Source organism: Deltaproteobacteria bacterium (assembly GCA_016874775.1).
Classification (GTDB): domain Bacteria; phylum Desulfobacterota; class Binatia; order Bin18; family Bin18; genus VGTJ01.
The window spans coordinates 19,236-45,818 of record VGTJ01000019.1 but is presented as its reverse complement, the minus strand read 5'-3'; the positions used below and the strand labels follow the sequence as shown (position 1 = coordinate 45,818).

The following is a 26,583-nucleotide window of genomic DNA, read 5'->3' as shown; positions in this document are numbered from 1 at the left end:
AGCGCTCAATATCAAACCCGGTAAGTTTCATGGCGATTGGAACTATACGCTTCTTCCTCGCTCTTAATCGGTAACTTAATTCTTGCCCATGCCTAACCAATGGCGCTAGTTTGAGTGGACCTTGAAAAAGGTCATGCGATGACTCCAAGCTGCAGGTTGCGACACCTTTGCAGGGAAGGGAGTACAGCGCATGACCACGGAAGATTTTATCAGCGAGTTGTTCTATCGGGGAGATGAAATGATGAGCGACGTCCCCAAGCATCCCTTGTCCCACTTGTGGCCGAGTGAACTTGTCACCGTAGGGATGCTGTTTGCGCTTAAAGGAGTGGGCACGCGGGCGTTTTATCGGTGGTTGACCCGAGATTGGCGCCGATTGTTTCCGGCTTTGCCCGAGCGAACCCGCTTGTTTCGCCTCTTGGCTGGGCACCGGAACTGGACCGACGAGTTTCTGGCGATGCCGTCGGTGTTGGGGGTGGTAGATAGCTATGGCGTCGAGTTGCTCCATCCGATGCGCGAAGGACGCAGTCACAAGCAAATCGGGCGGAAAGGGAAATCCAACCATCGCTGGATTGTCGGCGGCAATCTCTGTCTGTTGCTCAATCAATGGGGGGTGGTGGTCGGCTGGGATTGTGCGGGCGCGAATGCCGCCGATACCGCATTCCATCCATTGATTGCTACGTATGAAGAGGAGATGATCGTGCTCAGCGACTCGGCCTTCCATGCTAAAGAAGGAGATCCCCTTAATCTTAAACTATGTGATAGGGGCTTGTGGAATACGCGGATGCTGGTAGAAACCGTGCTCTCGATGCTTCATGGCGTCTGTCATCTGAAGAAAGTGGCCCATCGCACCTGGGCGGCGTTCCAAATGCGGCTGGCTTTTACCCTGGCCACCTTTAATCTTCCCGTCCAATGGCATGGTTTTCACCCCGATCAACACGGCTTTATCCATCTCTCGTTAGCTGAGTTTAGTTTGTGACCAACTAGCACCAATCGTTAGTAGAACGGCGCACACCGCCAAATACCGTGAACGTGGAAATCTCACCTGTTTCATTGGTCCCCTCCTTTTGCCTTTCTCCTCGATGAATGGGCAAACATCAGCTCAATCGAACCATTGAAGTCAAGACCCGAACGACCTCGCTGGACAAAAAAAGCCGGGCTGCCTCTGTGATCAACACGGTAATCACTTCCGGCAACCCGGCCAACTTCAGTACCTCTGTTTTCCCGCCACTACCTCTCTCCACCTCCCCTGCCGACTCCGGTGTCAGCGTAGTGGATGAAGTCCCGTCGGCTTGCCGTCCCCAAGTCACTCTGGGTTTGGCCTACTCACTGGGTGACTTTTGACACACAAAAAAAGGTGTCAAGGGTTTAGATAGAGAGAGAGCGCACAGTGTATAGCGGAAAGCAAAGAAAGGCGCATGCCTGCGAAGACCTGTACGCTCGTGGAGTGGCTGCAGATAATTCCTGCCCCGCGACGGCGGCGTGCGAATTGCAAACCGCGGCTGGTTGATGCCGTTCTACTGCGGTTTTGTGGGGTACTGGTGGGGTAAAACCGCTGATGGTAGGTGGGTCGACTGGCGTGCCAAGAGCAGGGACGGCAAACGCCGTGCTGCAGGTCGCAGACTCGCTCGGAATCGAGACACTGATCAGTCTCGTGGTCGCCCCCGTAGGGACAATCACAACAAGTCTGGCCGCCGTGGCCGAGGTTACCGTCGAAGGTCCCCGTATTCTGACTCAGCGTCGTGCTGTTGCCCGTGCCGACCAGTGTTACGCTCATTCCGACCGGGCCACCTTTTGGGTGTGACCTTCAAAATCGAAACGGCTCTGGCCGGTTGGCGGAGAATATCGAGCAGGTTGCCAACTGCCTCATACTGGTAGATTACGGTCTCACCACTCGTTTGGTCAACGACACCGATCAGCCGCCCGAGGTCATTGTAGACGTAGCGAACATCATCGGCATAAATTCACTTAGAGTGAAGAATGAATGAGGTGCGCTATGCAGGAGGACGGTCAAGAGGAAGAGCAAAGTTAGGTGCCGCAGCCAGCTTGCTGCTTGTACAGTCCTCCCAGTGGCACCCTAACTCCATGATTACCGATATTTCTTAGCAGATTTCATAAGTAACGAAGCAATCTAGGATCTCGCCGATTTTCCGTGAAGATTGCTTCGTCGCGGAACGTGTCCTAAGCGTCACGTAGTGCAGTCAAACGGCTCCTCGCAATGACTGCCATTCCCTAGTGTAACGCCATTGCCAACAAAGGATATATATGAAGAACAATTAGTTAGATCTTCTTCTTCGAAAAGTACCAATCTGTCTGATTGACTTCGCCCTTTTTGCCCATCTCTAATCGCTCACGCAACGCGGTCTCGTTGGCTGGTGGCGGAACGATGACTTCCTCACCGGGTTTCCAATTCACCGGCGTGGCGATACCGTGCTTGTCCGCAGCTTGCGCAGCGTCGATCGCACGTAACAGTTCTTGTGAGTTGCGGCCCATGCTCAGCGGATAGTAAATCAGGAATCGCACTTTCCCATTCGGATCAATCAAAAAGACCGCACGAATGGTTGCGGTATCGCTTGCCCCTGGATGGATCAAACCAAACAGCGCCGCGACCGCCATGTTCCGATCCGCAATCACGGGAAAAGGAATTTTCTGGCCAAAGTTCTTTTCAATATTCTGCTCCCAACCAAGGTGAGCGAAAATGCTGTCAACCGAGAGACCGATCAGTTGCACGTTGCGTTTCTCAAATTCCGGAGTCAGACGCGCAAATTCAATGAATTCAGTTGTACATACTGGGGTAAAATCGGCTGGATGCGAAAACAACATCACCCATTTCCCGGCTTTGGTATATTGCGACAGGGTAATTTCTCCGTGGGTGCTCACTGCCTTGAAGTCCGGCGCTGGGTCGCCGATACGCGGAATTGGTTGTCTCTCCTGTGTCTCCATACAGGGCTCTCCTTTCCTGAAACTCTGCAATTTTCTTTTAAATTGTCAGTACGGGTAAGATGTAAATCGCCTCTTATATAACCACTTGCCCTGAGTAGGGAAAGTAGGGTTTCTCCACTACCCGTCCACGACAGATCCGTTAAGGTATGGTACGTCTTGGCCGATCTTTTGGGACAGGTGGGATCAGTTCTCGACCAGGAGGATGTTGTTCATGGAGTTGACTATGTCATCGCTCCCCGTCCGTATTCAGCGTTTATACGAACTTGCCCATAACTTATGGTGGAGTTGGCATAAGGAAGCCGATGCCCTTTTTGCTACTATCGACCCGACGCTCTGGGCGATCACGCAACATAATCCGGTAAAATTATTGCGTGAAGTGAAACCTGAGCGGCTGACAGTCCTCGCCCAGGATCCAGCGTTCTTGCGTCGTTATGATGCAGTGATGGTCGCGTTTGATGCCGACATCACTAATCGTGACATCTGGGTCGCACGCTCCGCGACCCCGTTACTCAACACGACGGTCGCCTACTTCTCGGCTGAATTTGGGATCCATAATTCATTGCCTATCTATGGCGGCGGGCTTGGCATCTTGGCAGGAGATCATTGTAAAGAAGCCAGTGACCTCGGCCTTCCCTTTGTCGGGGTCGGGTTCATGTACCCATTGGGCTATTTTCATCAGCGCCTTTCCGTTGATGGACGTCAAGAAGCGGTGTACGAACATCTCGATCGGGCGGAAGCACCTCTCGTTGAAGCACGTACTCCTGACGGGCAGCGCTGTTTAGTCGCGGTCCCGATCGGTGACCGACAGATTTACGTCACCGTCTGGCACGTCAAAGTCGGACGCTCAGTATTGTATTTGATGGATACGGATGTTGAAGAGAACGCCCCATGGGATCGCGAACTCTCCGCACGTTTGTATGGTGGTGACCAAGAAACCCGTGTACTCCAAGAAATCGTCTTAGGCATGGGTGGCATCCGGGTCCTTCGTGCCCTCGGCATCACCCCCAGCGTCTGGCATCTCAACGAAGGCCATGCCGCTTTCGTGACGATCGAACGCGTGAGAGAACTCGTCGCCAGTGGCAAAACTTTTGACGAGGCAGTGGCCGAAGTCCGACGTACCACAGTTTTTACCACTCATACCCCGGTCCCTGCCGGCCACGATGCCTTTCCGTTCCACCTGGTCGAGAAATATTTGTCCAATTATTGGGATCAGATCGGTTTGGATCGAGACCGCTTTCTCGCCCTCGGTGCGCATCGTGAACCATGGGGGGAAGTCTTTCATATGACCGTGTTGGCATTAGGCATGGCCGGCAAGTGCAACGGCGTGAGTAAAACTCATGGTGAGGTATCACGCCGGATGTGGCAGCGACTGTGGCCAGACACGCCAGTCGAGCGCGTTCCGATCTCATCCATTACCAACGGTGTCCATACACCCACATGGCTCGCCCCCGAACTTGATCGTTTGTATGATAAATATCTGGGGCCCGACTGGATCAAGCGTCACGATTCACCTGCCCTGTGGTTGCGGGTTCACGAGATTCCAGATGGAGAGTTATGGTGGACACGGCTGCGGTTGAAATACAAACTCATGCATTTCGTGCGTGAACAAGCCCGCGCGTTATGGCGTGAAGAACATCGAGACCCTGTACAGGTCCTGGCCAGTGGAGCACTCCTCGACCCAGAAGCGTTGACGATTGGCTTTGCGCGTCGTTTTGCGACCTACAAACGAGCGACCCTCCTGTTGCAAGATTTGGCGCGATTACAAACGATTCTTCAAGATCGTTGGAAGCCTGTGCAGATTGTCTTCGCCGGGAAAGCACATCCTGCTGATGAGCCAGGAAAACACTTGATCCATCAAGTCTACGCACTCGCCAAAGAGTACGGTCTCGGTGGGCAGATTGCTTTTGTTGAAGACTATGACATTCGCGTAGCGAAGTTTCTTGTGCAAGGCGTCGATGTCTGGCTCAACAACCCAGTTCCGCCATTGGAAGCGAGTGGCACGAGCGGACAAAAAGCGTCCCTCAACGGAGTTCCCAATCTGAGCATTGCTGATGGGTGGTGGTGTGAAGCGTATAACGGCGGTAACGGCTGGACGATTGGGCCGACAAACCCTCTGGCTGAGATTGAGAACCGAGACACTCATGATGCAAGCGCATTGTATCAGTTGCTTGAAAGCGAAATCGTGCCGTTGTTCTATCAGCGCGACTCAGACGGAGTGCCGCGGGGTTGGGTACGTGTGGTCAAGGAAGCGATCGCTTCCGTTGCACCGCTATTTTCTGCGCGGCGTATGGTGAAAGAATATATTGAGCGATTTTATCTCCCCGCCGCAGGTGACCCTCCGAAGATTGCGATGACGGTCAACGGGAACGAACATTCAGCTGCACATGAAATTGATTGATCTGAGCTACGATTTTTTCTTGAATAACGCTTCAAGTCGTGCACGCGCATCCGCAGCCGGCGTTGGGCGTTGTCCTTGGTGGTCGCTGGGGGCAAAGAAGTCACAAAAATTGCCGGCTTCTTTGTCTACAACCGGCTCAGCTTGCGGCTCACGACAGGCGCTGGCGTAACTTGTGTCATAGAACATGCAGTTCCGGCAGCAACGGAGATTCGCACCGCACTTGATGCATGTTTCACCGCGCCCAATGCGGTCCTTGGTGTTCACCTCTTGTTGACAGTGATAGCAGTGCATCATGCGCCTCCTGACGTATCGCATGTCATCGTGGTAGCGGCATGTTGCCATACAACCCGACAGCACACACACGTCGGTTGTGAAGAGGCTGGCAGGAGCATCGCTTTTCCTTTTGCGATGGCTTTTCTTGCCTGAGTCCTCTTGGTATCATGCCGAGACGGTTACCCAATCATGACTACCACAGAGTTGCACCTTTTGCTTGATCGCTTTGCCACATTCTTGCGAGTGGAAAAAAGCATGTCGCCTCATACCTTACGAAATTACATGAGCGACTTAGCCCAATTCTTCGCTTTTGTCGAACAACCGCACGAACGAGCCGAGCGACGACAGGTGGTCGTCTCCCAGATCGATCACCATTTGATTCATGCGTATCTCTCTCTCCTCCACCGCCGGAATAAGAAGAGTTCAATCGCCCGTAAACTCTCAACCTTAAAAAGTTTCTTTCGCCTCCTGTTACGCGAAGGAGAAATTGAGCGGGACCCGACCGTCCTCATCTCCTCACCTAAGCAAGATCAACCGCTGCCGACCCATCTTGTTGTCGATGACATGTTTCGCCTTCTTGAAACACCGGCGCATGACACGCCAGCCGGGCTGCGTGATCGCGCGATGCTGGAAGTGCTCTACTCATGCGGCTTGCGTGTGAGCGAACTGATCGGGCTGAACTGGGGCGATATCGATGGGAACGTCGAAGTCGTCCGTGTGAAAGGAAAAGGCAATAAAGAGCGGATCGTGCCTATTGGTCGGAAAGCACTTGATGCGCTTGAGCAGTATCGCATACAAATCCCCGAATTAGTTGCACCGAAGCGGCGAAATCGCTTACCCTCGGCAACTTCACTGGCAACATCACCGGTATTTTTGAATACCAGAGGAAGTCGACTGACAACGCGCAGTGTTGGCCGCTTTGTCAACGCCTACGCGCGAGCGTGTGGGATCGCTCTCAAAACTAGTCCACATGCGTTGCGCCATACCTTTGCCACGCATCTGCTTGATGCCGGCGCAGATCTCCGAGCGATTCAGGAACTTTTGGGCCATTCGAGCTTATCAACGACACAGAAATACACGCATGTGAATCTTGATCATTTGATGCATGTGTACGATAAAGCTCACCCACGCGCGTGACGAATGCAAAAAATTAAAAATTCAAAATTAGGAATGATGAACAAAATACATCTCACAGCTGAAGATTATTGGAGTCCACCATTTTGCATTTTGCATTTTGCATTCAGGGTCGGAGGTTCTCATGGAAGGGCTAGTCATGCACGGCACGACCATCCTCTGTCTACGCCATAAAGGGAAAGTCGTTATGGCAGGTGACGGACAGGTGAGCCTGGGCAATACTGTCGTTAAACATACAGCCAAGAAATTACGCCGTTTGGCCCAAGGACGTGTCCTTGCCGGCTTTGCCGGGAGTACCGCTGACGGACTGACCCTCTGTGAGAAGCTTGAGAAAAAACTCGATGAGTACAATAACAACCTTCGTCGTGCTGCAGTTGAACTGGCACGTGACTGGCGGGCGGACCGGGTGCTGCGTCGACTCGAAGCACTGATGGCGGTCGCGGATCGAGACTCGCTCCTGTTGCTTTCCGGTAATGGCGATGTCATAGAGCCTGACGATGGTCTTGTCGCAATTGGCTCAGGAGGAAATTTCGCCCTGGCTGCTGCTCGCGTTTTGATGAAACATTCAGATTTGGACGCGCGCACGATCGCACAAGAAGCATTACGTACGGCAGCAGACATTTGCGTATTTACCAACGACCAAATTGTGATCGAGGAGATCTAACGTGCCCAACACTGCAGAACGGGAACTTGTCCTGACTGAAGAAACGCGCTTGCATGTGATGACGCCAAGAGAGATCGTCTCCGAACTCGACCGCTACATTATTGGCCAGCAGAAAGCCAAACGTGCCGTTGCCATTGCCCTCCGCAATCGCTGGCGGCGTCAACAAGTTCCTGAAGATCTGCGTGACGACATCGTTCCGAAAAACATTCTGATGATTGGTCCAACCGGCGTTGGAAAAACAGAGATTGCTCGGCGCCTGGCTCGTCTCGCCCAGGCCCCGTTTATCAAAGTGGAAGCCTCTAAATTTACTGAGGTTGGTTACGTTGGTCGCGATGTCGAGTCGATGATTCGTGACCTCACCGAACTCTCGGTCAACATGGTGCGGCAGGAAGCGAAGGAGCGGATCCAAGTCAAGGCGAGGGACCTCGCCGAAGAACGGTTACTCGATTTACTGCTCCCGCCCACCACGCGAACTGGGTTCAGTGCTGAGAGTGAACTCGCCACTGGCCAAGGGACACGAGAGAAGATGCGCCGCATGCTCAATGCTGGCAAACTCGATGATCGAGAAGTCGAAATCGAAATCACACGACCTGCAGCACCATTCGTTGAAGTGATGGCGCCACAAGGCATGGAAGAAATGGAGCAACACCTAAAAGAGATGTTCTCCAACATGATGCCGAAGAAGAGCAAAAAGCAGCGCATGAAAGTGCCCGAGGCGCTAGAGATTCTCACCCAAGAAGAAGCCGATAAACTCGTCGATGCCGATGCGGTTGTCCGTGAGGCAGTAGGTCGGGTTGAACAGAGTGGGATTGTGTTTATCGACGAGATTGACAAGATCGCGAGCCGTGATGGGGCACACGGTCCAGATGTATCTCGACAAGGGGTGCAACGCGACCTCTTGCCGCTAGTAGAAGGGTCCACGGTCAACACCAAATATGGGATGATACGAACAGATCACATTCTGTTTATTGCTTCCGGAGCCTTTCACATTGCCAAACCATCGGATCTGATTCCCGAGTTTCAGGGACGTTTTCCCATTCGTGTTGAGTTGTCACCACTCACGCAAGAGGATTTTGTCCGCATCCTCAAGGAACCCAAGAATGCGTTGCTTGCCCAATATGAAGCCCTCTTGGCAACAGAAAAGGTGAAGCTGGCGTTTCTGCCAGAAGCGGCGGAAGAAATTGCGCGGATCGCTGCCACCGTCAACGAGCGGACGGAAAATATCGGCGCCCGACGGCTACATACCGTTGTCGAACGCTTACTGGAAGAGCTTTCTTTTGACGGTCCGGAACTCGGCGGACGGAAAGTGACAATCGACGCACAGTATGTGAAAGACAAACTTGACGCGATTGTCAAAGATGAAGATCTCGCGCGCTATATTCTCTAGAAGCTCCAATCTCGGAGAATTCGTTCACGCAAACGTTCGATCTCGCCTTTCTTCTGTGTATCGAGTTGAGATTGCGAGTCGAGGACTTGCTCGTTGGTACGAAGGAGGCGCCCCGCCAAGAGCTTGAGGAGCGCGGTGGTAAACTTGTACGCCCCTGTCGAGTTTTGCTGAACTTGCAGAGTCAAGGCTCTACCATCAAGCCGAATCACAGCAGTGTCTTGTTTCGCTTGGACAGTCGCAGTGTATGAAGCTCCGGTAATCCACGACAGTTCACCAAGGAGCGTGCCATCACCGAGCAGAGTAATGACACGGGGAGTGCCCTCTTTGTCTTTCTTGCTCACTTCTACTTGGCCACGCACGACAAAATAGAGTGCGCCTCCAGGTTCGCCTTCTCGACAAATGAAGGCTCCGGCGGCAAGCTCTTGTTCTCTGGCCGTCGCCAATAGGTCGCGCAACTCAGCGTTGGTAAAATCCTGAAGAAGCGGAAATTGTTGTAGTCCCTGAAAGTCCATGACCCTTGTCTCCCCTCCATTGATACCGTTCAGGCTTCGATCCTTCGCCCTGGCTCAGGACTCAGCGCGAACGACAGTCGAGCTGCGTGCGAAATTTTTACTGTTGCCCTGAGCGTGCCGACGGGCTCGCTACTGAATGCCACGCATGACCGTCGCCTTGGCTACGCGTCCTAAGGCTAATACATAGGCAGCAGTTCGTTGTGGCACGTTGTGATTCTTCGCGAGTTGACTCACATCTTGATAGGCTCTGGTCATCAACGAGCGCAGTTCACCGTTGATACGTTCAATATCCCAGTGAAACTGTTGGATATTTTGCACCCATTCAAAATAGGACACAGTCACACCACCGGCATTGGCAAGGATGTCTGGCACCACTGGAATCTGGCGACGAGCAAGAATGGCATCCCCTTCCGGTGTGGTAGGCGCATTCGCCGCCTCAATAACGACACCAGCGGGAAGTGCGGCTGCACGGTCGGCCGTCAGAACCCCACCGAGTGCTGCTGGTATGAAGACATCACAAGGGGTGGTAAATACTGCATCTCCACTGATCGCTTCTGCTCCCGGAAATCCCGTAATACTTCCCTTGTTCGATTTGGCGTAATCAAACAACGCTGGAATCGGTAGTCCTTCAGTACGCCGCAAACCGCCAGAGACATCACTCACCGCAATCACTTTAGCCCCAGCCTGATGAAGAAGAAGCGCAGCAAACGACCCCACATTGCCAAATCCCTGAATAACAACCCGTGCACCTTGCAGCGGACGTCCAAGCTCTGCCATGAGATCAGCCGTAACAAACGCGACCCCTCGTCCGGTCGCTTCCTCACGCCCCACTGATCCATGCAAATCGATCGGTTTCCCTGTGACAACAGCTGGCGAGAATCCGTAGAAGCGCGAGTATTCATCCATCACCCACGCCATCGTTTGCGCGTTCGTATTCACATCCGGTGCGGGAATATCGACGTTAGGACCAATAATCTCGCGAATGTTGGCGATAAATTTTCGTGTTACCCGTTCGAGCTCACGTTGAGTCAGCTTTGCTGGATCACAGTTAATTCCGCCTTTCGCTCCACCATAGGGGATGTTCACGACTGCGGTCTTCCACGTCATCAGAGACGCAAGTGCAGTCACATCCTCAGCGTCGACAGTCGGATGATAGCGCAGCCCACCCTTCATTGGTCCGCGCGCATCGTTGTGTTGAATGCGATATCCAGAGAATGTCGCCACCTGGCCGTTGTCGAGTTCGATCGCGATCTCAACCTTGACCTCACGATTCGGATTGAGCAACAGTTGTTCAATCCGTTCGCCGAGATCTAGTATTTTCGCAGCGCGGCGGATGTTTTCATTGACCATTGCCAGCTGGCTCATAGGTCTTCATTCCTTCTCATCTTGACTCTCCTGGACAATGCGTTGTAGTCCGTATGTCTCCAACAGTTTATTCATGTTGGTGGTCTTAATGTCCATCCCCGCCCCCGACAAAGGCAGGAGAAGAATCTTTTTCCCAGCCAGGGCTTCCGCGATCTTCAGCTTTACCATCACCTCACCACCACTGCCAGCCAAGGCTTTATTCATTTCCGTGATACCTTTCGCCTGGGCAATCCCTTCTGCTTCGATCGCTTCAGCGATCCGTTGTTGTTGTTGATAATAGGCATCAGCTTCGATCTGCGCCTGGCGGAAGCGACCATCTGCTTCAGCCACCATCTTGTTTACTTCGCCCTTCGCTTCTTCCAACTTCTTTAGGTATTCTTCCTCAGCGGCTTTGGCGGCAGACTTATTCTGCTCAGCGACTTGGTCAGCAACCTCCCGGGCTTCAACCGCATCCTGATAGGCTTCGTTAAAGCGATAATCCTTAGTAGATATGCGCTCAACAATCACTCCATAGGGTTGCAGGATTTCGTTGAGCATCGCTTTCACCTGCTCACTCTTTTCGTTGCGTTTTTCAGCAACATAGAATTGTTCGGTGGTTAACTCACCAAAGATGTCCCGTGTCCGACTTCGCGCCACAGTACGAATCACGTTATCCTTTAATTCAGCATCGCTGCCAGCGACAAACTGCAAGATATGTGGCGCCTTCTGCGGATCGATACGATAAGAAATAATCGCATCCAAACTAATGTCGTTGCCATCGATCGTCTTGAACAGCAGATCATCTCGACGGGCACGGTCACCCCGGCTCCCAGACATTGTCATCTCAATGTTCTGTAGTCGCGTATCGAAGGTATGCCAGTCATTGAGGATGGGGGAAAAGAAGTACGTTCCTCCAGGTTCACGTGGCTCTTCCATAACCCCACGTTTGTAGACGGGGTGCCATTTGATCGTACGGACTCCGACTTCGGTCGGGCCCGTTGTATGGGGATAGGGAAAGAAAACAATCAGCGAGAGGAGCACAACAAAGACGACGAGAATTTTGCTGAGGGTATTCATGGTCTGGCTCCTCTCATTTCTTCACTTCAAGCAGCTTGAGCGTCTGGTCGAGGTTCAATGGGTTCACACCATTCGCACCATCACTCGGCAGTATCACGACATCCAACCCTTTATAGACTTCCGCCATCTTGAGGCCGACCATACGGTCGGACCCTGCCCCCTGAAGGGCGTCATTACGGAGTTGTGTTTTTTTCGCTTCTGCAATCTGCACTAGCAAGTCAGCTTCAGCCTTTTTCTTGCGCACGTAAAGGTCGCGTTCAGCTTCTTTCGCCGTAATGTACGCGCGTCCTTCTTGTAGTTTAATATCTACAGTCGCTTGTCCTTCTTGGGTCACCTTTTTCAAGTTTGCGGCTTCAGTGGCAGCACGCCCTTCGGCTTGGTTCTTGAACACCAATTGATCTTTGAGCTTTCTCTCTTCGATATTTTTCTGGATTTCTTTTGTGTAACGAAAATAGCGAACCAGCACATGTTCGACCTGGAGTCCGTAATCGGCTAACTCTCTATTGAGCATGCCTTTCGCTAACTCTGCCTTGGCAACTCGTAACGGGCTGTTATAGAATTCTTCGGTCGCCAGCTCACCAAAAGTTTGTTTCAAGACAGGCTCCGCCTTTGGTACGATACCACCTGTTTCAAACGCCAGGCCTGGACCGAGCTTGGTAAATACTCTGTAAGGGTCGATAATTTTGTAGAGGATACTGGCGTCAACATCGACAAAGAACCCATCAGAGGTTTGAATACGTGCGGCTTGGGTGACACTCGCCTCTCGGGCCGCTTCCTCGCGGGCTCCTGTTAAATCGAAGACACGCAGGTCTTTCGGAAAGAGATACATCGCCTCACAACCGAACGGCTTGATCACCAAATGAAAGCCACTGTCGTAGACTTTCTCGTGCACGCCCTTCTTGATCAGTCCTGGAATAATTGGAATGCGAACGACCTTGATCCCATATTCATTCGGTCCGACGTAGGTAAAACACAAGAACCCGAGAATTTTCAGGCCAATCATGACGGCAAGAAATGGGCCGAGGATCTTGCGGAAAAGTCCACCTTGCAGGAACTGCCCTACTGCAGAGTCCCGCCCCAGTTGGTTGCGGAATTGTTCTAGATCAATGACGCGATCCGAGTCGTCATCAGAAGAGCCCCGTCGAGCCATAGCAATCCCCCTTTCTCAAGCAAACGAGCGCTTATCTTATCACAAAAAGACAAGTGTCTTGAAAATAAAGATAACGTGCAGTGACGAATCTCTGACACCTCCCCACAGTCACAGTGAAAATAGCCATTACCCCCACTCCCATCAGCACGACAACGTGTCTTGGGGCGTCACTCCGAGTCCTGCCAGGCGCGACTCGAAGCTCGGCTAGCAACTCCAGCGAGAGCATGTTGTCTACTTCTGTCCGGCTGGGGGTCGCTGTCGCAGGCCTAAAGCCTCTCTCAACCGTCAGATACTGGTGCTCTGCGGTTCTCCATTTTCCAGCCGTGTCAGAAAAATATCACAAAAAGCTTCTTCTCTGTGCCGTTTTGCCTCGATTCTTATTTTTTATGACAGATCGTTAAAATTTTAACGGCAAAGCTGACAATTGTTATCGAAACTTGACAGCTTCGTGCAGGCCTCAGTTTTCACAAATCGATCATTTTCCTTAATAATCAAATAGTTACGAAAGATTCGTTATTGACGCCAATTTTGGCATCACAATTGCTTCGTATCTTTAGCAATTGTGGAGGCGTTCAACATGAAACAGACACAGACCAAGACACAGAAACAAGTTACCCTTTTTGATCTTATTCAAAGCGTCAGCCAATGCACTGAGAAAGACGACGAAGTCGTAGCAACAGTGGCGCATCTTATCAATAGTGGTAAGGTACGGCTTCCTAGCAACGCGTCACGAGTGAAGGTCTCCTGGGCATCGCCCTTGGATGTCTTCCCCACCTGGGCACGACCGAAGCTTCCGCCAAGCCCACCTCAGCCAGCATTAGCAGCGTAAACTCAAGAATAACAACGTGTTTCCCTGGCTATGACCAGGTGGATGTTCCTCCTCCTTTCACCCACCTGGCCATAGCCCCTCCCTCGGTTAAGGTTCCAGGCAGCAGGTATTCAGCCTGCATTTCTATCGACACGCTTTTCGTCTCGCGTCCGTTAGTGCTTCTCTGCTCTTCGGAGTGTAAGCTCAACGCACTCTGGTCGCGCCCCTAAGCGCACCCGCCAGGTATAGCCAATCCCTCGACTGACAAAGACCCACCCATTGCCGCGCGCCGTGAGTCCTCCCCAGTAGCGTCGATCAGTCGTCATTGTCAGCAGTGGACGAAACGGTGGAATCCGCACTTGCCCGCCGTGCGTATGTCCGCACAACACCAGGTCAGTATTCGGCTCGGGAAAAAACTGCACAGCATCTGGGTTGTGACATAAAACGATCCGGGGAGTTCTTACGGAATCTTCGTGTAGTAACGAAACCGACGCATCTCCACTCCACAACTCATCGACCCCATATATCCCCAAACGACTCCGACCAGCGACGATTTCGACTTCGTCATTCCGCAGGACCGTAATACCTGCGCGCTCCAGAGCAGCAATGACAACCTCCTCGACTCCAGGAACACCGGCATCTCCGGGATAATTCACCGCGTAATCGTGGTTACCCAGAACGGCGAACACTCCATGTGGAGCGTGCAAGTTTTGCAAAATGTGGGGAAGTTCCGCAGCCTCCTCTGGTCGGCTATGAACGAAATCGCCGGTGAGAACAATCATATCCGGAGCAAGCTGCTGCACGGTCGAGACCACCTTCCGAAAAAACCACATGGGCACTTCAGATCCCACGTGTAAGTCGCTGAGATGAACGATCCGGAAACCATCGAGTCCAAGAGGCAGGGTTGGCAACGGCACCGGCAGTCGTTTCACTCGAAGCCAGGTTGGCTCAACAAATTGTGCATAAGCGCCAACTCCTGGAAGTCCGACAAGCAAGAGAGCTGAGAGCATTCGATGGACAAGAGGGGATCGGGCAGCGGCAGCAGAAATTTCATGAATACGAGAACGTAGCGGTGACGCCGGTGGCACATTCACGATCCGAAGTGGCTCTGTCAAGGCATTATATCTGTGTTGCTGTGCGGTGTTTTTCATGAGTGGTATTTTTTGCGTAGGCTCTCAAGTCTAGATCGGTCGCGGAGGAGGATTCTTTGCTTTCTGGCTGGGTAGCGATCAACAAGAACAGGGGAACCCGCTTCGAGTACGTAATAGCGAATCTTTTTTGATGATAGCGTTTCCGAATCTGAGCGCCATATCATTCTGAGCCGCGGAGCGGCGAAGAATCTCTCTGAGAGACCCTTCGCTCCGCTCAGGGTGACACACAAACGCTCCTATCTTTCGAAAGCTGGTATAACATATTGCACCAATCCACGCTTCTTTTTTCTTTGTGTCATCTTTCCTTGCTCTTCTGGTGTCTCCCTCTGGCAAGGTACGCTGCCGTACCATATGGTAACGGTCTATCTGCGTAAGCTGAAAAATTGTAAGGAGCGCGCTCATGGCTATCGTTACTGGAGAAATATCACGGCTCGTCTCAGTTGCTGTTGCCCCTGAATCATACGCCGCCCGTCGTGACACGGTTGTTAAACAGATGAGCCCATTAAGTGTGGCAATTTTTCCAGCAGCCCTCTCCTCTATTCGGTCCCATGATACCGAGTACCGTTATCGTCAGGATAATGATTTCTTTTATCTGACTGGCTTCCCTGAGCCCGAAGCTCTGTGTTTACTCTCTCCGCAACACGAAACCGAGCGCTTCATCCTCTTCGTTCGTCCGCGCGATCAAGAGAAAGAGACCTGGACGGGGAAACGCTTTGGGGTCGAAGGCGCGAAAGAGCACTTTGGCGTCGACGCAGCCTATACGATCGATAAGATTGACGAGATCTTGCCGCAACACCTGCTGCAAGCCGAGAATGTGTATTATGCCTTTGGGCGTGACGATCAGCTCAATGACAAGATTGTCACGTTGATGAATCAAAGCCGTATGCAGCGTCAGCGCAGTGGCCGTGGTCCTGTTTCAGTGATTGACCCAGGAACCATTCTCCATGAAATGCGGCTGTTCAAATCGCCAAGTGAATTGACACTGATGCAACAAGCAGTATCGGTCTCTACTTCTGCTCACCACGCTGCCCTTACGCAGACTCGCCCTGGAATGTACGAATATGAAATCGAAGCGCTCCTAGAGTTTCAATTCCGCCGCTTAGGCGCAGTTGGTCCTGCCTACTCGTCAATCGTTGCTTCAGGAGCGAATGCTACGATTTTGCACTACATCACCAACGAAAAGCAGATGCGGGATGGAGAGCTGTTATTGATTGATGCTGCGGCTGAGTATGCCAATTACTGCTCAGACGTCACTCGTACCTTTCCAGTCGGCAGGCAGTTCACTGCTCCACAACGTGACATCTACGACCTTGTCCTGACTGCTCAGAAAGAAGCGATTGCCATGATCAAACCAGGAGTGAAGTTTGACGACGTGCACGCACGGGCAACGGAAATTTTAGTCGATGGGTTACGGAAGTTTGGCCTTTTGAGTGGTGACACCAAGGAGATCATTGAAAAAGGCGACCACCGCAAGTTCTATATGCATCGCACCAGTCACTGGCTTGGCATGGACGTGCATGATGTTGGCAAGTATAAGATTGGCGAAGATTCTCGCATTCTTCAGCCAGGAATGGTTCTCACTGTTGAGCCAGGAATCTACATTGCCGAAGATGCCGAAGGAATTGACGACCGTTATCGTGGGATTGGCGTCCGTATTGAAGATGACATCCTGGTAACCACCTCCGACCATGACATCTTGACGAAGGACATCCCAAAAGAAGTCAGCGATCTCGAAGCCTTGCGAAAGGGAGCACAATGAAAAGGAGCTACCGTTGGAGTGGTGGGATACTAGGTGTTGTTCTTCTGGTAAGTGGCGGCTGTACAGTGCAACAACAGCAGGAAGTTCTTGCTGGTGTGGGTACCATGATTCCTGGCAGTAAAAACTCGTTGGTATATCCAGAGTCTCCCAACACTCCACCGCAAAGCAGCGGCTCCCCCTCAGCTACACCGACGTCTGCGAGTTCGACACAAACGGCAGCAGCCTCTCCCCCTCCAGCTCCTCCGCCAGCGCCACGGAATGACCTTGGGCAAACCGACGCACAGTTAGTGTTGCAAACTATGCAACGCGCAATGAAAGACAATCCAACGCCGTTCATCGAATGTTTGGACAACACACCGTGCCGAAGTGCATTCACCACCCATCTTATTCGCTTACAAAAGCTCGCTGGCGGTACGCTTGAATTACCTCCAGTGTATGATCGCTATGATCTACAACGGGGGAAAGAATGAAAAGGGATCTGAGCTTTGGGCTCTCGGCTCTAGAAAGGAAAGAGTGAGGATTTTTATGTGTGTCTCAGGGCCTAACGATCCTTTTTCTCTAGAGCCCAAATTCTAAAGCCTAGAGCCGTGTTCTTCCTTTCAGCCTTATGAAGGCTTATTCGCATGTTTCTGCAAATACTCCAAGATTGTCTGTTTCTCTTCTGCCTTGAGCGGCGGTACCCGACCACGGAGCATTTCCTGCTCCATCCTGGGAATCATATACCCCCACATCTCGGCAGTGAGCAGTTGGGGAGAATAGAGTCGGTGGCATGCTGAGCACCGTTGCCGATAAAGTTGCGCAGCTGGAGATTCAGGTTCCGGTAATGAAGCCTCGCACCCGCTGAGCAGGACTATCGTCAGCACCCCGACCATCCACCACGCCCTCCGCATCTCCTCCCCCTTCTCTCAATCTTCTCACTTCATGTTAGCGAACGAAGAAATCTTCCCGACACACCGCTTCCTGTCCGGGGATGTCTTCGATCATAACCTCAATCGTTTGAATGCTGGAACCTCGCACGTCCCGGAGTCGCTCTCGTATACGAGCAAGCAAATACTGGGCAATTTCTTCCGAAGAAGAGTGCACGACCGGCAGAAAGTACACATCACCACGAGGGAAGACGAAATAGGCCCCATCTTCACAATGGACAGCAACCTGCGCAGCGCTTTCTTCGATGACAAGGCAGTCGCTTTGTTGTGGAAGCAACGTACGAAAATGCAGTCGTGCGACCTCCTCTTCTGCGATCTTCTTGAGCGCGAGAAAGTCCACAACGTATCCATCGGGGCCAACTGGACCACTCACCGTCACTCGCGCTTGATATGTATGTCCATGTAAAGGTTCGCGAAAACCACGAAATGCGATAAAATGAGCTGCCGTAAAGCGCAAATGCTCCTGGCCAATCGCAACCGAGAAAAATGCCATAGCTCCCCCTTGGTGAGACGAGTGAGACTCTTTATCTGCCATAGCTATCGCCCGACACCTCTCAAGTTTTAGTCCTGCTCTTCTGTCACCCCAGACTCCAGAAAAGCGTGAAGTCCACTACGTGTGAATCGTTCCTCGGGATCTCCAAACAGCTGTTGGTATTCTATCTGAGATAAATTTGTCACTGCAACAAATCGTTCACATTCTTCCAGTATCTCCACAGCTAAACGTTCGCGCAGTAGTAACGCTAGAGACGGCTCTTCATCTACGGCCACAAGCAGATCCCGCACGTTGACTCCATGCACGCCACCCAGCAAGCACGACAAAAAGTAGGACAACTGATCATCGTTCGGCTTTTTCTTCCAGGTCTGAAGAAGATTCATCACTCCTTGCATACCGGTCTGTTGTCGGATGGAAATAACATCGGCAGAACCCGTCCCTTCACTTCCTGGGGCAAGAAAGATGAGTCCATACCTTCCGTTAGCAAGACGAACCGGATGAGGAATGTAATGTGGGGATGTGTAATTGGTGAGCGCAAAGAGCTTGCGACGATACAGCACTGGGTCGTGCCCAGCGTCGGCTTGTAATTCCCACAACCACTCCGCTACTGACCGTTGTCGCGTTGCTGCTATCTCGGCTAATTGTTGCATCGCTTCGGGACGGTATCCTTCTCGTTTCACCAGTCGTAAGAAATCTTCAAGAGCAACAGTCAGTGCCAACGTTTCGACTTCACCGTTTGGTGGGATCGTTAGAGGTACCCGCCAACCTGCCAGTGGAAATTGCTGCGTTTCAATGTCAGTAGCAAACCGATCACCATAGCGCGACAGCTTCGCAAAGCCGCGCCGACAGTGTCTCAGTGCAACGATACAAGCGTCTTTCACTTGCAGTGCACCTGAAAACGCGAGGCCACGCCCACTCATGAGTGAGCCGTGGCCAAGCACGGTAACGTCGCTTTTAGTTTCTCGTTCCAACTTTTCAGTGTCTAGTTTGCGGAAAAGTGGGGAAGAATGGATTTCCCATAGAGTTCGATCTGCGGAAGAATATCTTCTTGTGGACAGGAGGGTCGCAGCACGAACTTCACACATCCAGCTTCAACAAAGCGATGCAGTTTTTCCACACATTCTTGCGCGGGGCCGACGATGCAGCGTTCGGCCACCGCCTCAGGCTCCATATTTAAGCCACGAAGGAACGGGGCAACTTTTTGCCATGCCCGCTCACGGTTTTCGTCGATATGAGTCAGTAACAACACGCCAGCTTCGCGCGGATTGACTTTACGACCAGCCTCTTCACCAAAGGCGATAAGCTTATCCATATCGGCTTTGAATTCTGCGGGTGTCGTCAAAGCCGGGAACCAGCCATCACCAAGTCGCACGACGCGTTTGAGGATGGCGTCGCTTTTGCCACCGATCCAAATATCGAGCGAGCCTTTACGCGGCTTGGGTTCAATGTTGACGTTCTCAAACTGATAAAACTTGCCGTGATGGGTCACATTCTGTTCAGTCCACAATTTGCGAAGGATCTCGATCCCCTCATCTAAACGTTTTCCGCGATCTTGCGTGGGAACCCCACAGGCTTCCAGATCACGAAGATCGCTGCCTGACCCAACTGCCATCACCATACGGCCATTCGACAGATAATCAAGCGTTGCATAAGTCTTCGCTACCTGCACGGGATTACGCGCTGGCAGGGTTAGCACACTCGGTCCCATTTTCACGCGTTTCGTACGTGCAGCGATCATGGCAAAGAGGCAGGTGATATCAAGCGTCGGGTTACGTGTCACAATGTGATCAGACAACCAAAGCGAATCGAGACCAACTGCCTCGGCCTGTTCTGCACTCCGACAGATCAGTTCGGGTTCAGGCAACCCGTATTTCCATTGACCGAAACCAATACCGATTTTGACGCCGCTCATTGCTACCTCCTCTTTCTGCTGTGGCCCAAGACGTACTGCCTTTCCCTTTGGGGCTAGAGACTAGGGGCTTGGGACTGGTAAGACAAAGAAACAAATCATCGACCTATCCTACTTTGGACCAGAAACGAGAACCTTCTTCTTCAAGCCCCAAATCCCAAGCCCCTAGCCCCCTATTGCATCGGCGAACACGTCGCTGGAAGCAGAATCTTGTTACTCATCTTTACCAGAAACTCCGCGGTCGGCGGTGGCCACGATGGCAGTTTCATCGACTCAGCGCGAATGCGATCGCGCTCGCCAAAACTCGGATATGCCCACAGATGCACGAACTTGTTGAGTTCACCTAGCTCACTGTGCCAACAGGCAGCCAGCGGCGAAAGTTTGGTGCGGTCGCCAATCGACTTCTCCCACCGTTTTAACACTTCTGGCATTGCGCCTGCCTTATAGATATAGGAACGCATTTCGTAGATCGGGCCGAGCTTGCGGTTGCCAAGCGGCTCCATGAATGCGGTCGGCAGGAAAATCTCGGATTCCATCTCCTCAATAAACTCACCGATTTTCGGTGGCCAATTGGGATCTTTCATCGCCTGTCCGCGCAGTTCCATGCGCTGATCGAGCGATTCGTATGGCCATACATGCACAATCTGATTGAGCGGACCTAACTCTGTGTGCCACAACGCGCCGAGCTTCGAATACTTTTCTCGATGCGGCAAGACCTCGGCAAAGCGTTTTTCGACTTCAGGAATTGATCCCGGTTTCAGTCTATAGGTGCGTACTTCGTAGATCATAAGGACCTCCGTGTTACGTGTTACGTGTTACGTGTTAGGTAACGAGTACAGAGGGCGGGATGAAGCTCTCTGCCTCCTGCCCCCTCTCTTGTATTCTAGTTCGTTACTCATCACTCGTTACTCATTACTCATTACTGTTTCGTCTTCTCCCGGAAGACTAACGACAGTCGTGTCACGACTCAACGAACCCACAGTTTCCACAATACAACTTGTTACGAATACGTCGACCAGCAAATACATTGCAAAGTGGGCAGAACAAACCCATTTCTCTATCTCTTTTTCTCTCCCTCTCTGCCTCTGTCTCTGCCTGCCTTTCCTCTTGCACGACTTCCATGCCACACCTCCCCGCTGTTACACCGTTTCGCTAACGGCCACGAAAAACTGGCTGCCGTTTCTCCATAAACGCTCGAACACCCTCTCTGTGATCTTCTGTCTCTCCACAACGCACGTGGGTCTCAGCTTCACGGTCCAACATCGTACGGAAATCAACATTCATCGACGCGTTGATATTCGCCTTCATGTAGCGATAGCTCATCAGTGGTCCAGAGGCGATACGCTCAGCAATCACTATCGCTTCCTCCCATAATTTCTCGTGCGGAAAGACACGATTGACGAGATTCAATTGCTGCGCTTCGGTTGCAGTGATCATATCCGGTAAGAAGAACAACTCTTTCGCCTTGGCTTGCCCGACTAAGCGTGTCAATTGCCACGTTGCACCGTAGTCACCACCATAGCCGACGCGTGCGTACGCAGTACCAAACCGTGCTTGGTCTGAAGCGATACGTAAGTCACACGACATCGCGAGGCCAAGCCCTGCGCCAGCGGCTGGTCCATTGACTACGGCAATCGTCACCTTAGGAATCGAATACAACAACCACGGCCAGGATTGTCGCTCACGCAGAGAATCGACCTTCTGTTCAAGCGTCGCGCCTTTGACGCCCATCTCTGTACCACGATCCATTGCGGAAACATCACCGCCAGCGCAGAAGCCACGCCCTGCACCGGTCACAATCACCGCACCAACATCTGGACTCTCAGCCCACTCTTTCAGAGTGACGACCGCAGAGTCACCCATCGTTCGAGTTAATGCGTTCAGCTTATCCGGGCGGTTCAACGTGAGAATCCCAACGCGGTTTCTCACTTCAACTTTCAGTTCGTCCATAGGTACTCCCTTCGGCGTTGTCATTCTGAGTGAAGCGAAGAATCTTTCCTCCTAATGTTGAAGAGGGATGTTTCGCTACGCTCAACATGACATGTTACCCACCGCTATTCGGGTAGGCTCGTGACCGGTTGCACTCTAGCGTGTTTCAGAGATAAAGGAAAAGGCTCGGAGGAAGATTGCATGCAAACAGGAGAGTTCCGCGGCTTTGAAGTCAAAGTGCACGATCCAGGAATTGCGGTCGTCACGTTTAATCAACCAGAGCGCCTGAATGGCATGACGCATCATCTGAAACGTGACTTAGTCGAAACACTACTGCAAGCGCAAATGGACGATGCGATACGCGTGGTTGTATTCACCGGCTCTGGCCGCGCGTTTTCTGCTGGAGATGACATCTCTGGGCATCCGACCAACACCGACCACAATACGGCTCTCGTCCCCGATATTCCGCCCGGACACCACAACGCCACCGGCACCTACAATGGGCTGCGTTCGCTCTCGCAACCGGTGAACCAGGCAGTCCGTAATCTCGATAAGATCACTATCGCTGCCATTAACGGAGTGGCGATTCAGACAGGATTCTCGCTGGCGCTGGCCTGTGATTTTCGCATCGCCTCCGAAGAAGCACGTATGGGCAGTGCGACCTTACGATTTGGCCTTTTACCTGATGAAGGTGGACAATATCTCTTAGTGCAGCTTATGGGCGTCGCCAAGACGATGGATTTCCTCATGCGCAAACGTATCGTGCCTGCTGCTGAAGCGCACGCGCTGGGATTGTTACATGAAGTCGTTCCAGCCAAAGAGTTACTGCCACGCACGATGGAGCTCGCCCAAGAACTGGCCAATGGCCCACAAGTCGCCATGCGCATGCTCAAGCGTTCGATCTACAACGCGGCCGAGATGACTTGGTCACAGTCACTAGATGAGATTGCCTCGAAAACCGCTGTAACCGACCATCATCCTGATGCCACCGAAGGGATGAAAGCCTTTCAACAAAAGCGTGTGCCGCGGTTTAATCAATGGCTGGAGAAAAAATAGGGGTTGGGGGTTAGGGACTAGGGGTTGGGTAAAAACAAGTAACTGGGTAAAGAAGCTGGGCTTTTTATCACTGGGTAGTGCAAGATTAATAGAGACGGTGCATGAAATTTTCGGACGTAGTGGACCAAGCCCGGACGCTGCTGCAACGCACAGGAAAGATAACGTATCGTGCGCTCAAGCGGGAGTTTGATCTTGATGATGAAGCGTTGGCAGACCTGAAAGACGAATTGCTCTTTTCTGATCTACGCGTGAAGGAGGAGTCCGGTCGAGGACTCGTGTGGGTCGGGGCTGCGCTTGTGTCAAGTTCTCACTCTCAAGTTCCAAGCTCTCTCCAACCCCTAACCCCTAACCCCCAGCCCCCAGCCTCCTACACGCCCCCGCATCTCGCCGAGCGCATTCGTGCAGCAGAAATCACCGACGGCGAGCGCAAGACGATTACCGCGCTGTTTGCCGATCTCAAAGGTTCGACGGCATTGATTGAAGGATTGGATCCCGAAGAAGCGCGAGCGATTATTGATCCCGCACTGCAAGTGATGATGGAGGCTGTGCACCAATATGATGGCTATGTCGCCCAAGCGCTAGGCGATGGCATCTTCGCCTTATTCGGTGCACCTATTGCTCAAGAAGATCACCCCCAGCGCGCCGTCTATGCCGCTTTGCGCATGCAAGAAACCATGCGCCGCTATGGTGACCAAACCCGGCTTAAACACGGGGTCCCGTTGGCGATGCGCGTCGGCATCAACACCGGTGAGGTCGTCGTCCGCTCGATTCGGAAAGATGACCTGCATGCTGATTACGTCCCTATCGGCCATTCCACCAACCTCGCTGCCCGCATGGAACAACTGGCAACACCGGGCTCGATCCTTGTGACAGCGCACACGCAGAAACTCACAGATGGATATTTTTCTTTCAAAGCCCTGGGGCAGACGCAGATTAAAGGCCTCGAAGAACCGTTACATCTATATGAAGTTCTTGGAGTCGGACCGGCCCGAACCCGACTGCAAGTCTCGGCCACCCGTCGTGGCCTCACACGTTTTGTCGGACGGCAGAATGAACTGGCGCAGTTACAACACGCTCTTGTCCAAGCCACAGCAGGCCAGGGACAGATCGTCGGCGTCATGGGAGAACCTGGCTTAGGGAAGTCACGACTCTTTTATGAATTCAAACTCCTCAGCCATTCAAGTGGCCTGATATTGGAAACGTCTTCGGTCTCGCACGGGAAAGCGTCGCCATATCTGCCTGTTATTGAACTGCTCAAGAACTACTTTCGTCTTGAACCGCACGACGATGAACGCAGCCGCCGCGAAAAAGTCACCGGCAAAGTGCTCAACTTAGATCGTGGCTTAGAAGACACGTTGCCATACCTGTTTGCCCTGCTGAGCATTGAAGAGTACCCCTTACCGTTGCAACAGATGGACTCTCAGATTCGGCGGAGACGCACCTTTGAAGCCCTCAAGAAGCTGTTCCTACGCGAGAGCCTCAACCGACCACTGATCTTGATTTTTGAAGACCTCCACTGGATCGACAATGAGACGCAAGGCTTCTTAGACACATTGAGTGAAGGACTGGCGTCGGTCAAGGTGCTGTTACTCGTAAACTATCGTCCCGAATATCGGCATGAATGGGGACAGAAGACTTATTACTCGCGGCTGCGCTTGGCACCCTTTGGTAGAGTCGAAGCCGAAGAATTCCTGAACGAGTTGCTCGGTGAATCTCCGAGCGAGACAGGTCGGTCGCCCCTTTACGACCTGAAGCAACTGATCTTAGAGAAAGCCGAAGGTGCGCCGTTCTTCATGGAAGAAATCGTACAGGAATTCGTCGAACAGGGAGTGTTGGTTCGCGATGCTGTTGGGACAGGTTTCAAACCTGCTGCCACTATACCCTCTCGTCTCGATCTCCATCTTCCTTCCACTGTGCAAGCTATCCTCGCTGCTCGTATCGATCGCCTCACGCCCGAAGAGAAAGCGCTGCTGCAGCAGCTCTCGGTTATTGGCCGTCAGTTTCCGCTAGGATTAGTCCGCCAGGTCATTGCCCAGTCAGAAGAGGCACTCTATCGTCTGCTCTCTTCGCTCCAACACAAAGAGTTTCTCTACGAACAGCCAGCGTTCCCAGAAGTGGAATACATCTTTAAGCATGCCCTCACCCAGGAAGTGGCCTATAACTCCGTGCTCATCGACCAACGCAAGGCGCTACATGAACAGAGTGGACAAGCGATTGAGCAACTCTACCAGGAGCGGTTAGAAGAGCATTACGACGAGTTAGCGCACCATTATCAACGCAGTGGCAACACTGAGAAGGCCGTGACCTATCTTGGGCTCGCTGGGCGACAAGCCGTACAACGTTCGGCATACGTGGAAGCCGTCAATGATCTGATCGTGGCGTTGGAGTTTCTCGAAACGCTGCCAGATACCCCGAAGCGCGATCGGCAGGAACTCGCGTTACAACTCAGCTTGGGAGAGGCGTTAATCGCCACCAAAGGATACGCAGCCCCAGAGGTGGGGCAGACCTATATGCGCGCGCGCGAGTTGTGTCAGCAAACTGAGGACACAACCCAACTCTTTCCGGTGCTGGGAGGCCTCTGTCAATTTCGTATTGTCCGCGCAGAATATCAGAGAGCTTGCGATCTCGGGGAACTGATCCTCTCGCTTGCTCAGAACACACGAGACCCAGCTTTTCTGGTTGAAGCGCACGATCTCCTGGGGCAGACGTTCTTTTGCATGGGAGAACTGAGTCGAGCCCAAGTCCACCTCGAACAGAGTATCCGCCTCTACGATCCGCAACATCATCGTACCCTAACGCTGTTGTGTGGAGGGGAAGATCCTGGGGTGGCCAGCCGCGACTTTGCCGCCTTGGCCTTATGGTTGCGAGGCTATCCAGACCAAGCTCTGCACATGAGTCAGGCTGGACTCAGCTTGGCCCAAGAGATTGCCCACCCTTTTAGTCTCGCCCATTCCTGCACCTACGCGGCAGAAGTCCACCTGTTTCGTCGCAACACACTAGCAGTGCAGAAGCAAGCCGCCGCAGCCATCACGCTCTCAAGCGAACACGGGTTTACCTACCACTTGATGCACGGAACGATCCTGCGGGGCTGGGCACTCGTCGAGCAGGGACAGGAAGAGGAAGCGGTCGCCATGATGCGCCAAGGACTAGAGACCTGGCAGGCGACACGGACAGAAGTCGCGCGGCCCTGGGTTCTCTCCCTCCTAGCCTATGCATACGGAAAAAGAGGACAGCAAGAGGAAGGGCTGACTATCCTGGCTGAGGCACTAGCACTCATAGATAAAACCGGTGAACGAGTCTACGAAGCGGAGCTACATCGGATTAAAGGCGAGCTAACGCTGCAACTAGGAACTAGGGACTGGGGACTAGGGGCTGGGTCCTCCTCCTCACAAGTCCCAAATCCCAAGCCCCAAGCCTCAACTGAGATAGAGCGAGAGGCGGAAGAATGCTTCCTCACAGCCATTGCGATCGCGCAAAAGCAGGAAGCCAAATCCTGGGAACTCCGTGCCGCGATGAGCCTCGCACGGTTGTGGCAGGCGCAGGGTAAAAGGGCTGAATCTCACCACATGTTATCCGAGATTTACAATTGGTTCACCGAAGGGTTTGATACGAGGGATTTACAAGAGGCGAAGGCATTGTTGGAGCTACTCCATGCCTAAAATGATCGACAAGA

At 52.5% G+C, this 26,583-nt stretch carries 25 protein-coding genes and 1 riboswitch; of the genes, 11 read left to right on the top strand and 14 right to left on the bottom strand.

Going from position 1 to position 26,583, the window contains the following annotated elements:
* The first annotated feature begins 190 nt into the window (after positions 1-190).
* A complete protein-coding gene (locus tag FJ147_05315; GenBank protein MBM4255299.1) occupies positions 191-976 on the top strand; it encodes a transposase in 786 nt (261 codons plus the stop codon).
* 209 nt (positions 977-1,185) lie between these two features.
* Positions 1,186-1,329, bottom strand: a riboswitch (cyclic di-GMP riboswitch).
* Between the two features lie 247 nt (positions 1,330-1,576).
* A complete protein-coding gene (locus tag FJ147_05310; protein MBM4255298.1) occupies positions 1,577-1,801 on the top strand; it encodes a hypothetical protein in 225 nt (74 codons plus the stop codon).
* On the opposite strand, the gene FJ147_05305 is transcribed toward FJ147_05310, so the two are convergent.
* The gene (locus tag FJ147_05305; GenBank protein MBM4255297.1) at positions 1,704-1,961 is read right to left on the bottom strand and encodes a hypothetical protein; all 258 of its coding nucleotides are present in this window, start codon (positions 1,959-1,961) and stop codon (positions 1,704-1,706) included. The genes FJ147_05310 and FJ147_05305 overlap by 98 nt on opposite strands.
* 316 nt (positions 1,962-2,277) lie before the next feature.
* Positions 2,278-2,940: a peroxiredoxin gene (locus tag FJ147_05300; protein ID MBM4255296.1), complete on the bottom strand. Its 663-nt coding sequence runs from the start codon at positions 2,938-2,940 to the stop codon at positions 2,278-2,280.
* 202 nt (positions 2,941-3,142) lie between these two features.
* Between FJ147_05300 and FJ147_05295 the strand changes: the two genes are divergently transcribed.
* Entirely contained in the window at positions 3,143-5,338 is a 2,196-nt protein-coding gene (locus FJ147_05295) for a glycosyltransferase family 1 protein (GenBank protein MBM4255295.1), read from the top strand.
* A gap of 6 nt (positions 5,339-5,344) precedes the next feature.
* Here the strand turns inward: FJ147_05295 and FJ147_05290 are convergent, their stop codons facing one another.
* On the bottom strand, positions 5,345-5,632 hold the full coding sequence (locus FJ147_05290; GenBank protein MBM4255294.1) for a hypothetical protein: 288 nt from the start codon (positions 5,630-5,632) through the stop codon (positions 5,345-5,347).
* Between the two features lie 168 nt (positions 5,633-5,800).
* On the opposite strand from FJ147_05290, the gene FJ147_05285 reads away from it, so the two are divergent.
* The 3 genes from FJ147_05285 (at position 5,801) to hslU (ending at position 8,796) form a co-directional block, all read left to right on the top strand.
* Entirely contained in the window at positions 5,801-6,748 is a 948-nt protein-coding gene (locus tag FJ147_05285) for a tyrosine recombinase XerC (GenBank protein MBM4255293.1), read from the top strand.
* Positions 6,749-6,884: 136 nt separating this feature from the next.
* Positions 6,885-7,409 carry an ATP-dependent protease subunit HslV gene (gene hslV / locus FJ147_05280; protein MBM4255292.1) on the top strand — a complete coding sequence of 175 codons (525 nt, stop codon included), beginning with the start codon at positions 6,885-6,887 and terminating at the stop codon, positions 7,407-7,409.
* Between the two features lie 49 nt (positions 7,410-7,458).
* Positions 7,459-8,796 (top strand): ATP-dependent protease ATPase subunit HslU, encoded by a 1,338-nt coding sequence (gene hslU / locus FJ147_05275; GenBank protein MBM4255291.1) that lies wholly within the window; start codon positions 7,459-7,461, stop codon positions 8,794-8,796.
* On the opposite strand, the gene FJ147_05270 is transcribed toward hslU, so the two are convergent.
* The 4 genes from FJ147_05270 to FJ147_05255 form a co-directional block, all read right to left on the bottom strand.
* Positions 8,793-9,308 carry a cyclic nucleotide-binding domain-containing protein gene (locus FJ147_05270; protein MBM4255290.1) on the bottom strand — a complete coding sequence of 172 codons (516 nt, stop codon included), beginning with the start codon at positions 9,306-9,308 and terminating at the stop codon, positions 8,793-8,795. The genes hslU and FJ147_05270 overlap by 4 nt on opposite strands.
* 129 nt (positions 9,309-9,437) lie before the next feature.
* Positions 9,438-10,673: a glutamate dehydrogenase gene (locus tag FJ147_05265; GenBank protein MBM4255289.1), complete on the bottom strand. Its 1,236-nt coding sequence runs from the start codon at positions 10,671-10,673 to the stop codon at positions 9,438-9,440.
* A 6-nt stretch (positions 10,674-10,679) separates the two neighbouring features.
* Positions 10,680-11,729, bottom strand: a complete 1,050-nt coding sequence (locus tag FJ147_05260; protein MBM4255288.1) for a prohibitin family protein — start codon at positions 11,727-11,729, stop codon at positions 10,680-10,682.
* Positions 11,730-11,742: 13 nt separating this feature from the next.
* Positions 11,743-12,879 (bottom strand): SPFH domain-containing protein, encoded by a 1,137-nt coding sequence (locus FJ147_05255; GenBank protein MBM4255287.1) that lies wholly within the window; start codon positions 12,877-12,879, stop codon positions 11,743-11,745.
* A 577-nt stretch (positions 12,880-13,456) separates the two neighbouring features.
* Here FJ147_05255 and FJ147_05250 point away from each other — a divergent pair.
* A complete protein-coding gene (locus FJ147_05250) occupies positions 13,457-13,708 on the top strand; it encodes a hypothetical protein (protein ID MBM4255286.1) in 252 nt (83 codons plus the stop codon).
* A gap of 152 nt (positions 13,709-13,860) precedes the next feature.
* On the opposite strand, the gene FJ147_05245 is transcribed toward FJ147_05250, so the two are convergent.
* The gene (locus FJ147_05245) at positions 13,861-14,838 is read right to left on the bottom strand and encodes a metallophosphoesterase (GenBank protein MBM4255285.1); all 978 of its coding nucleotides are present in this window, start codon (positions 14,836-14,838) and stop codon (positions 13,861-13,863) included.
* Between the two features lie 400 nt (positions 14,839-15,238).
* Here FJ147_05245 and pepP point away from each other — a divergent pair, with 400 nt between their 5' ends.
* Together pepP and FJ147_05235 are read left to right on the top strand one after the other, a co-directional pair.
* Positions 15,239-16,597, top strand: a complete 1,359-nt coding sequence (pepP, locus tag FJ147_05240; GenBank protein MBM4255284.1) for a Xaa-Pro aminopeptidase — start codon at positions 15,239-15,241, stop codon at positions 16,595-16,597.
* Positions 16,594-17,067, top strand: a complete 474-nt coding sequence (locus FJ147_05235) for a hypothetical protein (GenBank protein MBM4255283.1) — start codon at positions 16,594-16,596, stop codon at positions 17,065-17,067. The genes pepP and FJ147_05235 overlap by 4 nt, the downstream gene beginning before the upstream one ends.
* Positions 17,068-17,202: 135 nt before the next feature.
* Here the strand turns inward: FJ147_05235 and FJ147_05230 are convergent, their stop codons facing one another.
* The 6 genes from FJ147_05230 to FJ147_05205 form a co-directional block, all read right to left on the bottom strand.
* Positions 17,203-17,487 carry a hypothetical protein gene (locus FJ147_05230; protein ID MBM4255282.1) on the bottom strand — a complete coding sequence of 95 codons (285 nt, stop codon included), beginning with the start codon at positions 17,485-17,487 and terminating at the stop codon, positions 17,203-17,205.
* A 34-nt stretch (positions 17,488-17,521) separates the two neighbouring features.
* Positions 17,522-18,058: a hypothetical protein gene (locus FJ147_05225; GenBank protein ID MBM4255281.1), complete on the bottom strand. Its 537-nt coding sequence runs from the start codon at positions 18,056-18,058 to the stop codon at positions 17,522-17,524.
* Between the two features lie 26 nt (positions 18,059-18,084).
* Positions 18,085-18,987 (bottom strand): hypothetical protein, encoded by a 903-nt coding sequence (locus tag FJ147_05220; GenBank protein ID MBM4255280.1) that lies wholly within the window; start codon positions 18,985-18,987, stop codon positions 18,085-18,087.
* 11 nt (positions 18,988-18,998) lie between these two features.
* Complete coding sequence (locus tag FJ147_05215) at positions 18,999-19,928, bottom strand: LLM class flavin-dependent oxidoreductase (protein MBM4255279.1); 930 nt, start codon at positions 19,926-19,928, stop codon at positions 18,999-19,001.
* 170 nt (positions 19,929-20,098) lie between these two features.
* A complete protein-coding gene (locus tag FJ147_05210; protein MBM4255278.1) occupies positions 20,099-20,713 on the bottom strand; it encodes an NIPSNAP family protein in 615 nt (204 codons plus the stop codon).
* Positions 20,714-21,077: 364 nt separating this feature from the next.
* Complete coding sequence (locus tag FJ147_05205; protein ID MBM4255277.1) at positions 21,078-21,875, bottom strand: enoyl-CoA hydratase; 798 nt, start codon at positions 21,873-21,875, stop codon at positions 21,078-21,080.
* A gap of 180 nt (positions 21,876-22,055) precedes the next feature.
* Here FJ147_05205 and FJ147_05200 point away from each other — a divergent pair, with 180 nt between their 5' ends.
* Entirely contained in the window at positions 22,056-22,910 is an 855-nt protein-coding gene (locus FJ147_05200; GenBank protein MBM4255276.1) for an enoyl-CoA hydratase/isomerase family protein, read from the top strand.
* Positions 22,911-23,011: 101 nt separating this feature from the next.
* Positions 23,012-26,569 carry a hypothetical protein gene (locus tag FJ147_05195; GenBank protein ID MBM4255275.1) on the top strand — a complete coding sequence of 1,186 codons (3,558 nt, stop codon included), beginning with the start codon at positions 23,012-23,014 and terminating at the stop codon, positions 26,567-26,569.
* The last annotated feature ends 14 nt before the right edge of the window (positions 26,570-26,583 follow it).

What these genes read in the sequence shown, in the direction of transcription:
- FJ147_05205 (MBM4255277.1), bottom strand. Translation starts at nt 21,875, where the DNA reads ATGGACGAACTGAAAGTTGAAGTGAGAAACCGCGTTGGGATTCTCACG.
- FJ147_05315 (MBM4255299.1), top strand. Translation starts at nt 191, where the DNA reads ATGACCACGGAAGATTTTATCAGCGAGTTGTTCTATCGGGGAGATGAA.
- FJ147_05260 (MBM4255288.1), bottom strand. Translation starts at nt 11,729, where the DNA reads ATGAATACCCTCAGCAAAATTCTCGTCGTCTTTGTTGTGCTCCTCTCG.
- FJ147_05235 (MBM4255283.1), top strand. Translation starts at nt 16,594, where the DNA reads ATGAAAAGGAGCTACCGTTGGAGTGGTGGGATACTAGGTGTTGTTCTT.
- pepP (MBM4255284.1), top strand. Translation starts at nt 15,239, where the DNA reads ATGGCTATCGTTACTGGAGAAATATCACGGCTCGTCTCAGTTGCTGTT.
- FJ147_05200 (MBM4255276.1), top strand. Translation starts at nt 22,056, where the DNA reads ATGCAAACAGGAGAGTTCCGCGGCTTTGAAGTCAAAGTGCACGATCCA.
- FJ147_05230 (MBM4255282.1), bottom strand. Translation starts at nt 17,487, where the DNA reads ATGCGGAGGGCGTGGTGGATGGTCGGGGTGCTGACGATAGTCCTGCTC.
- FJ147_05300 (MBM4255296.1), bottom strand. Translation starts at nt 2,940, where the DNA reads ATGGAGACACAGGAGAGACAACCAATTCCGCGTATCGGCGACCCAGCG.
- FJ147_05215 (MBM4255279.1), bottom strand. Translation starts at nt 19,928, where the DNA reads ATGAGCGGCGTCAAAATCGGTATTGGTTTCGGTCAATGGAAATACGGG.
- FJ147_05265 (MBM4255289.1), bottom strand. Translation starts at nt 10,673, where the DNA reads ATGAGCCAGCTGGCAATGGTCAATGAAAACATCCGCCGCGCTGCGAAA.
- FJ147_05210 (MBM4255278.1), bottom strand. Translation starts at nt 20,713, where the DNA reads ATGATCTACGAAGTACGCACCTATAGACTGAAACCGGGATCAATTCCT.
- FJ147_05295 (MBM4255295.1), top strand. Translation starts at nt 3,143, where the DNA reads ATGTTGTTCATGGAGTTGACTATGTCATCGCTCCCCGTCCGTATTCAG.
- FJ147_05255 (MBM4255287.1), bottom strand. Translation starts at nt 12,879, where the DNA reads ATGGCTCGACGGGGCTCTTCTGATGACGACTCGGATCGCGTCATTGAT.
- FJ147_05290 (MBM4255294.1), bottom strand. Translation starts at nt 5,632, where the DNA reads ATGATGCACTGCTATCACTGTCAACAAGAGGTGAACACCAAGGACCGC.
- FJ147_05285 (MBM4255293.1), top strand. Translation starts at nt 5,801, where the DNA reads ATGACTACCACAGAGTTGCACCTTTTGCTTGATCGCTTTGCCACATTC.
- FJ147_05245 (MBM4255285.1), bottom strand. Translation starts at nt 14,838, where the DNA reads ATGAAAAACACCGCACAGCAACACAGATATAATGCCTTGACAGAGCCA.
- FJ147_05195 (MBM4255275.1), top strand. Translation starts at nt 23,012, where the DNA reads ATGAAATTTTCGGACGTAGTGGACCAAGCCCGGACGCTGCTGCAACGC.
- FJ147_05250 (MBM4255286.1), top strand. Translation starts at nt 13,457, where the DNA reads ATGAAACAGACACAGACCAAGACACAGAAACAAGTTACCCTTTTTGAT.
- FJ147_05270 (MBM4255290.1), bottom strand. Translation starts at nt 9,308, where the DNA reads ATGGACTTTCAGGGACTACAACAATTTCCGCTTCTTCAGGATTTTACC.
- FJ147_05225 (MBM4255281.1), bottom strand. Translation starts at nt 18,058, where the DNA reads ATGGCAGATAAAGAGTCTCACTCGTCTCACCAAGGGGGAGCTATGGCA.
- hslV (MBM4255292.1), top strand. Translation starts at nt 6,885, where the DNA reads ATGCACGGCACGACCATCCTCTGTCTACGCCATAAAGGGAAAGTCGTT.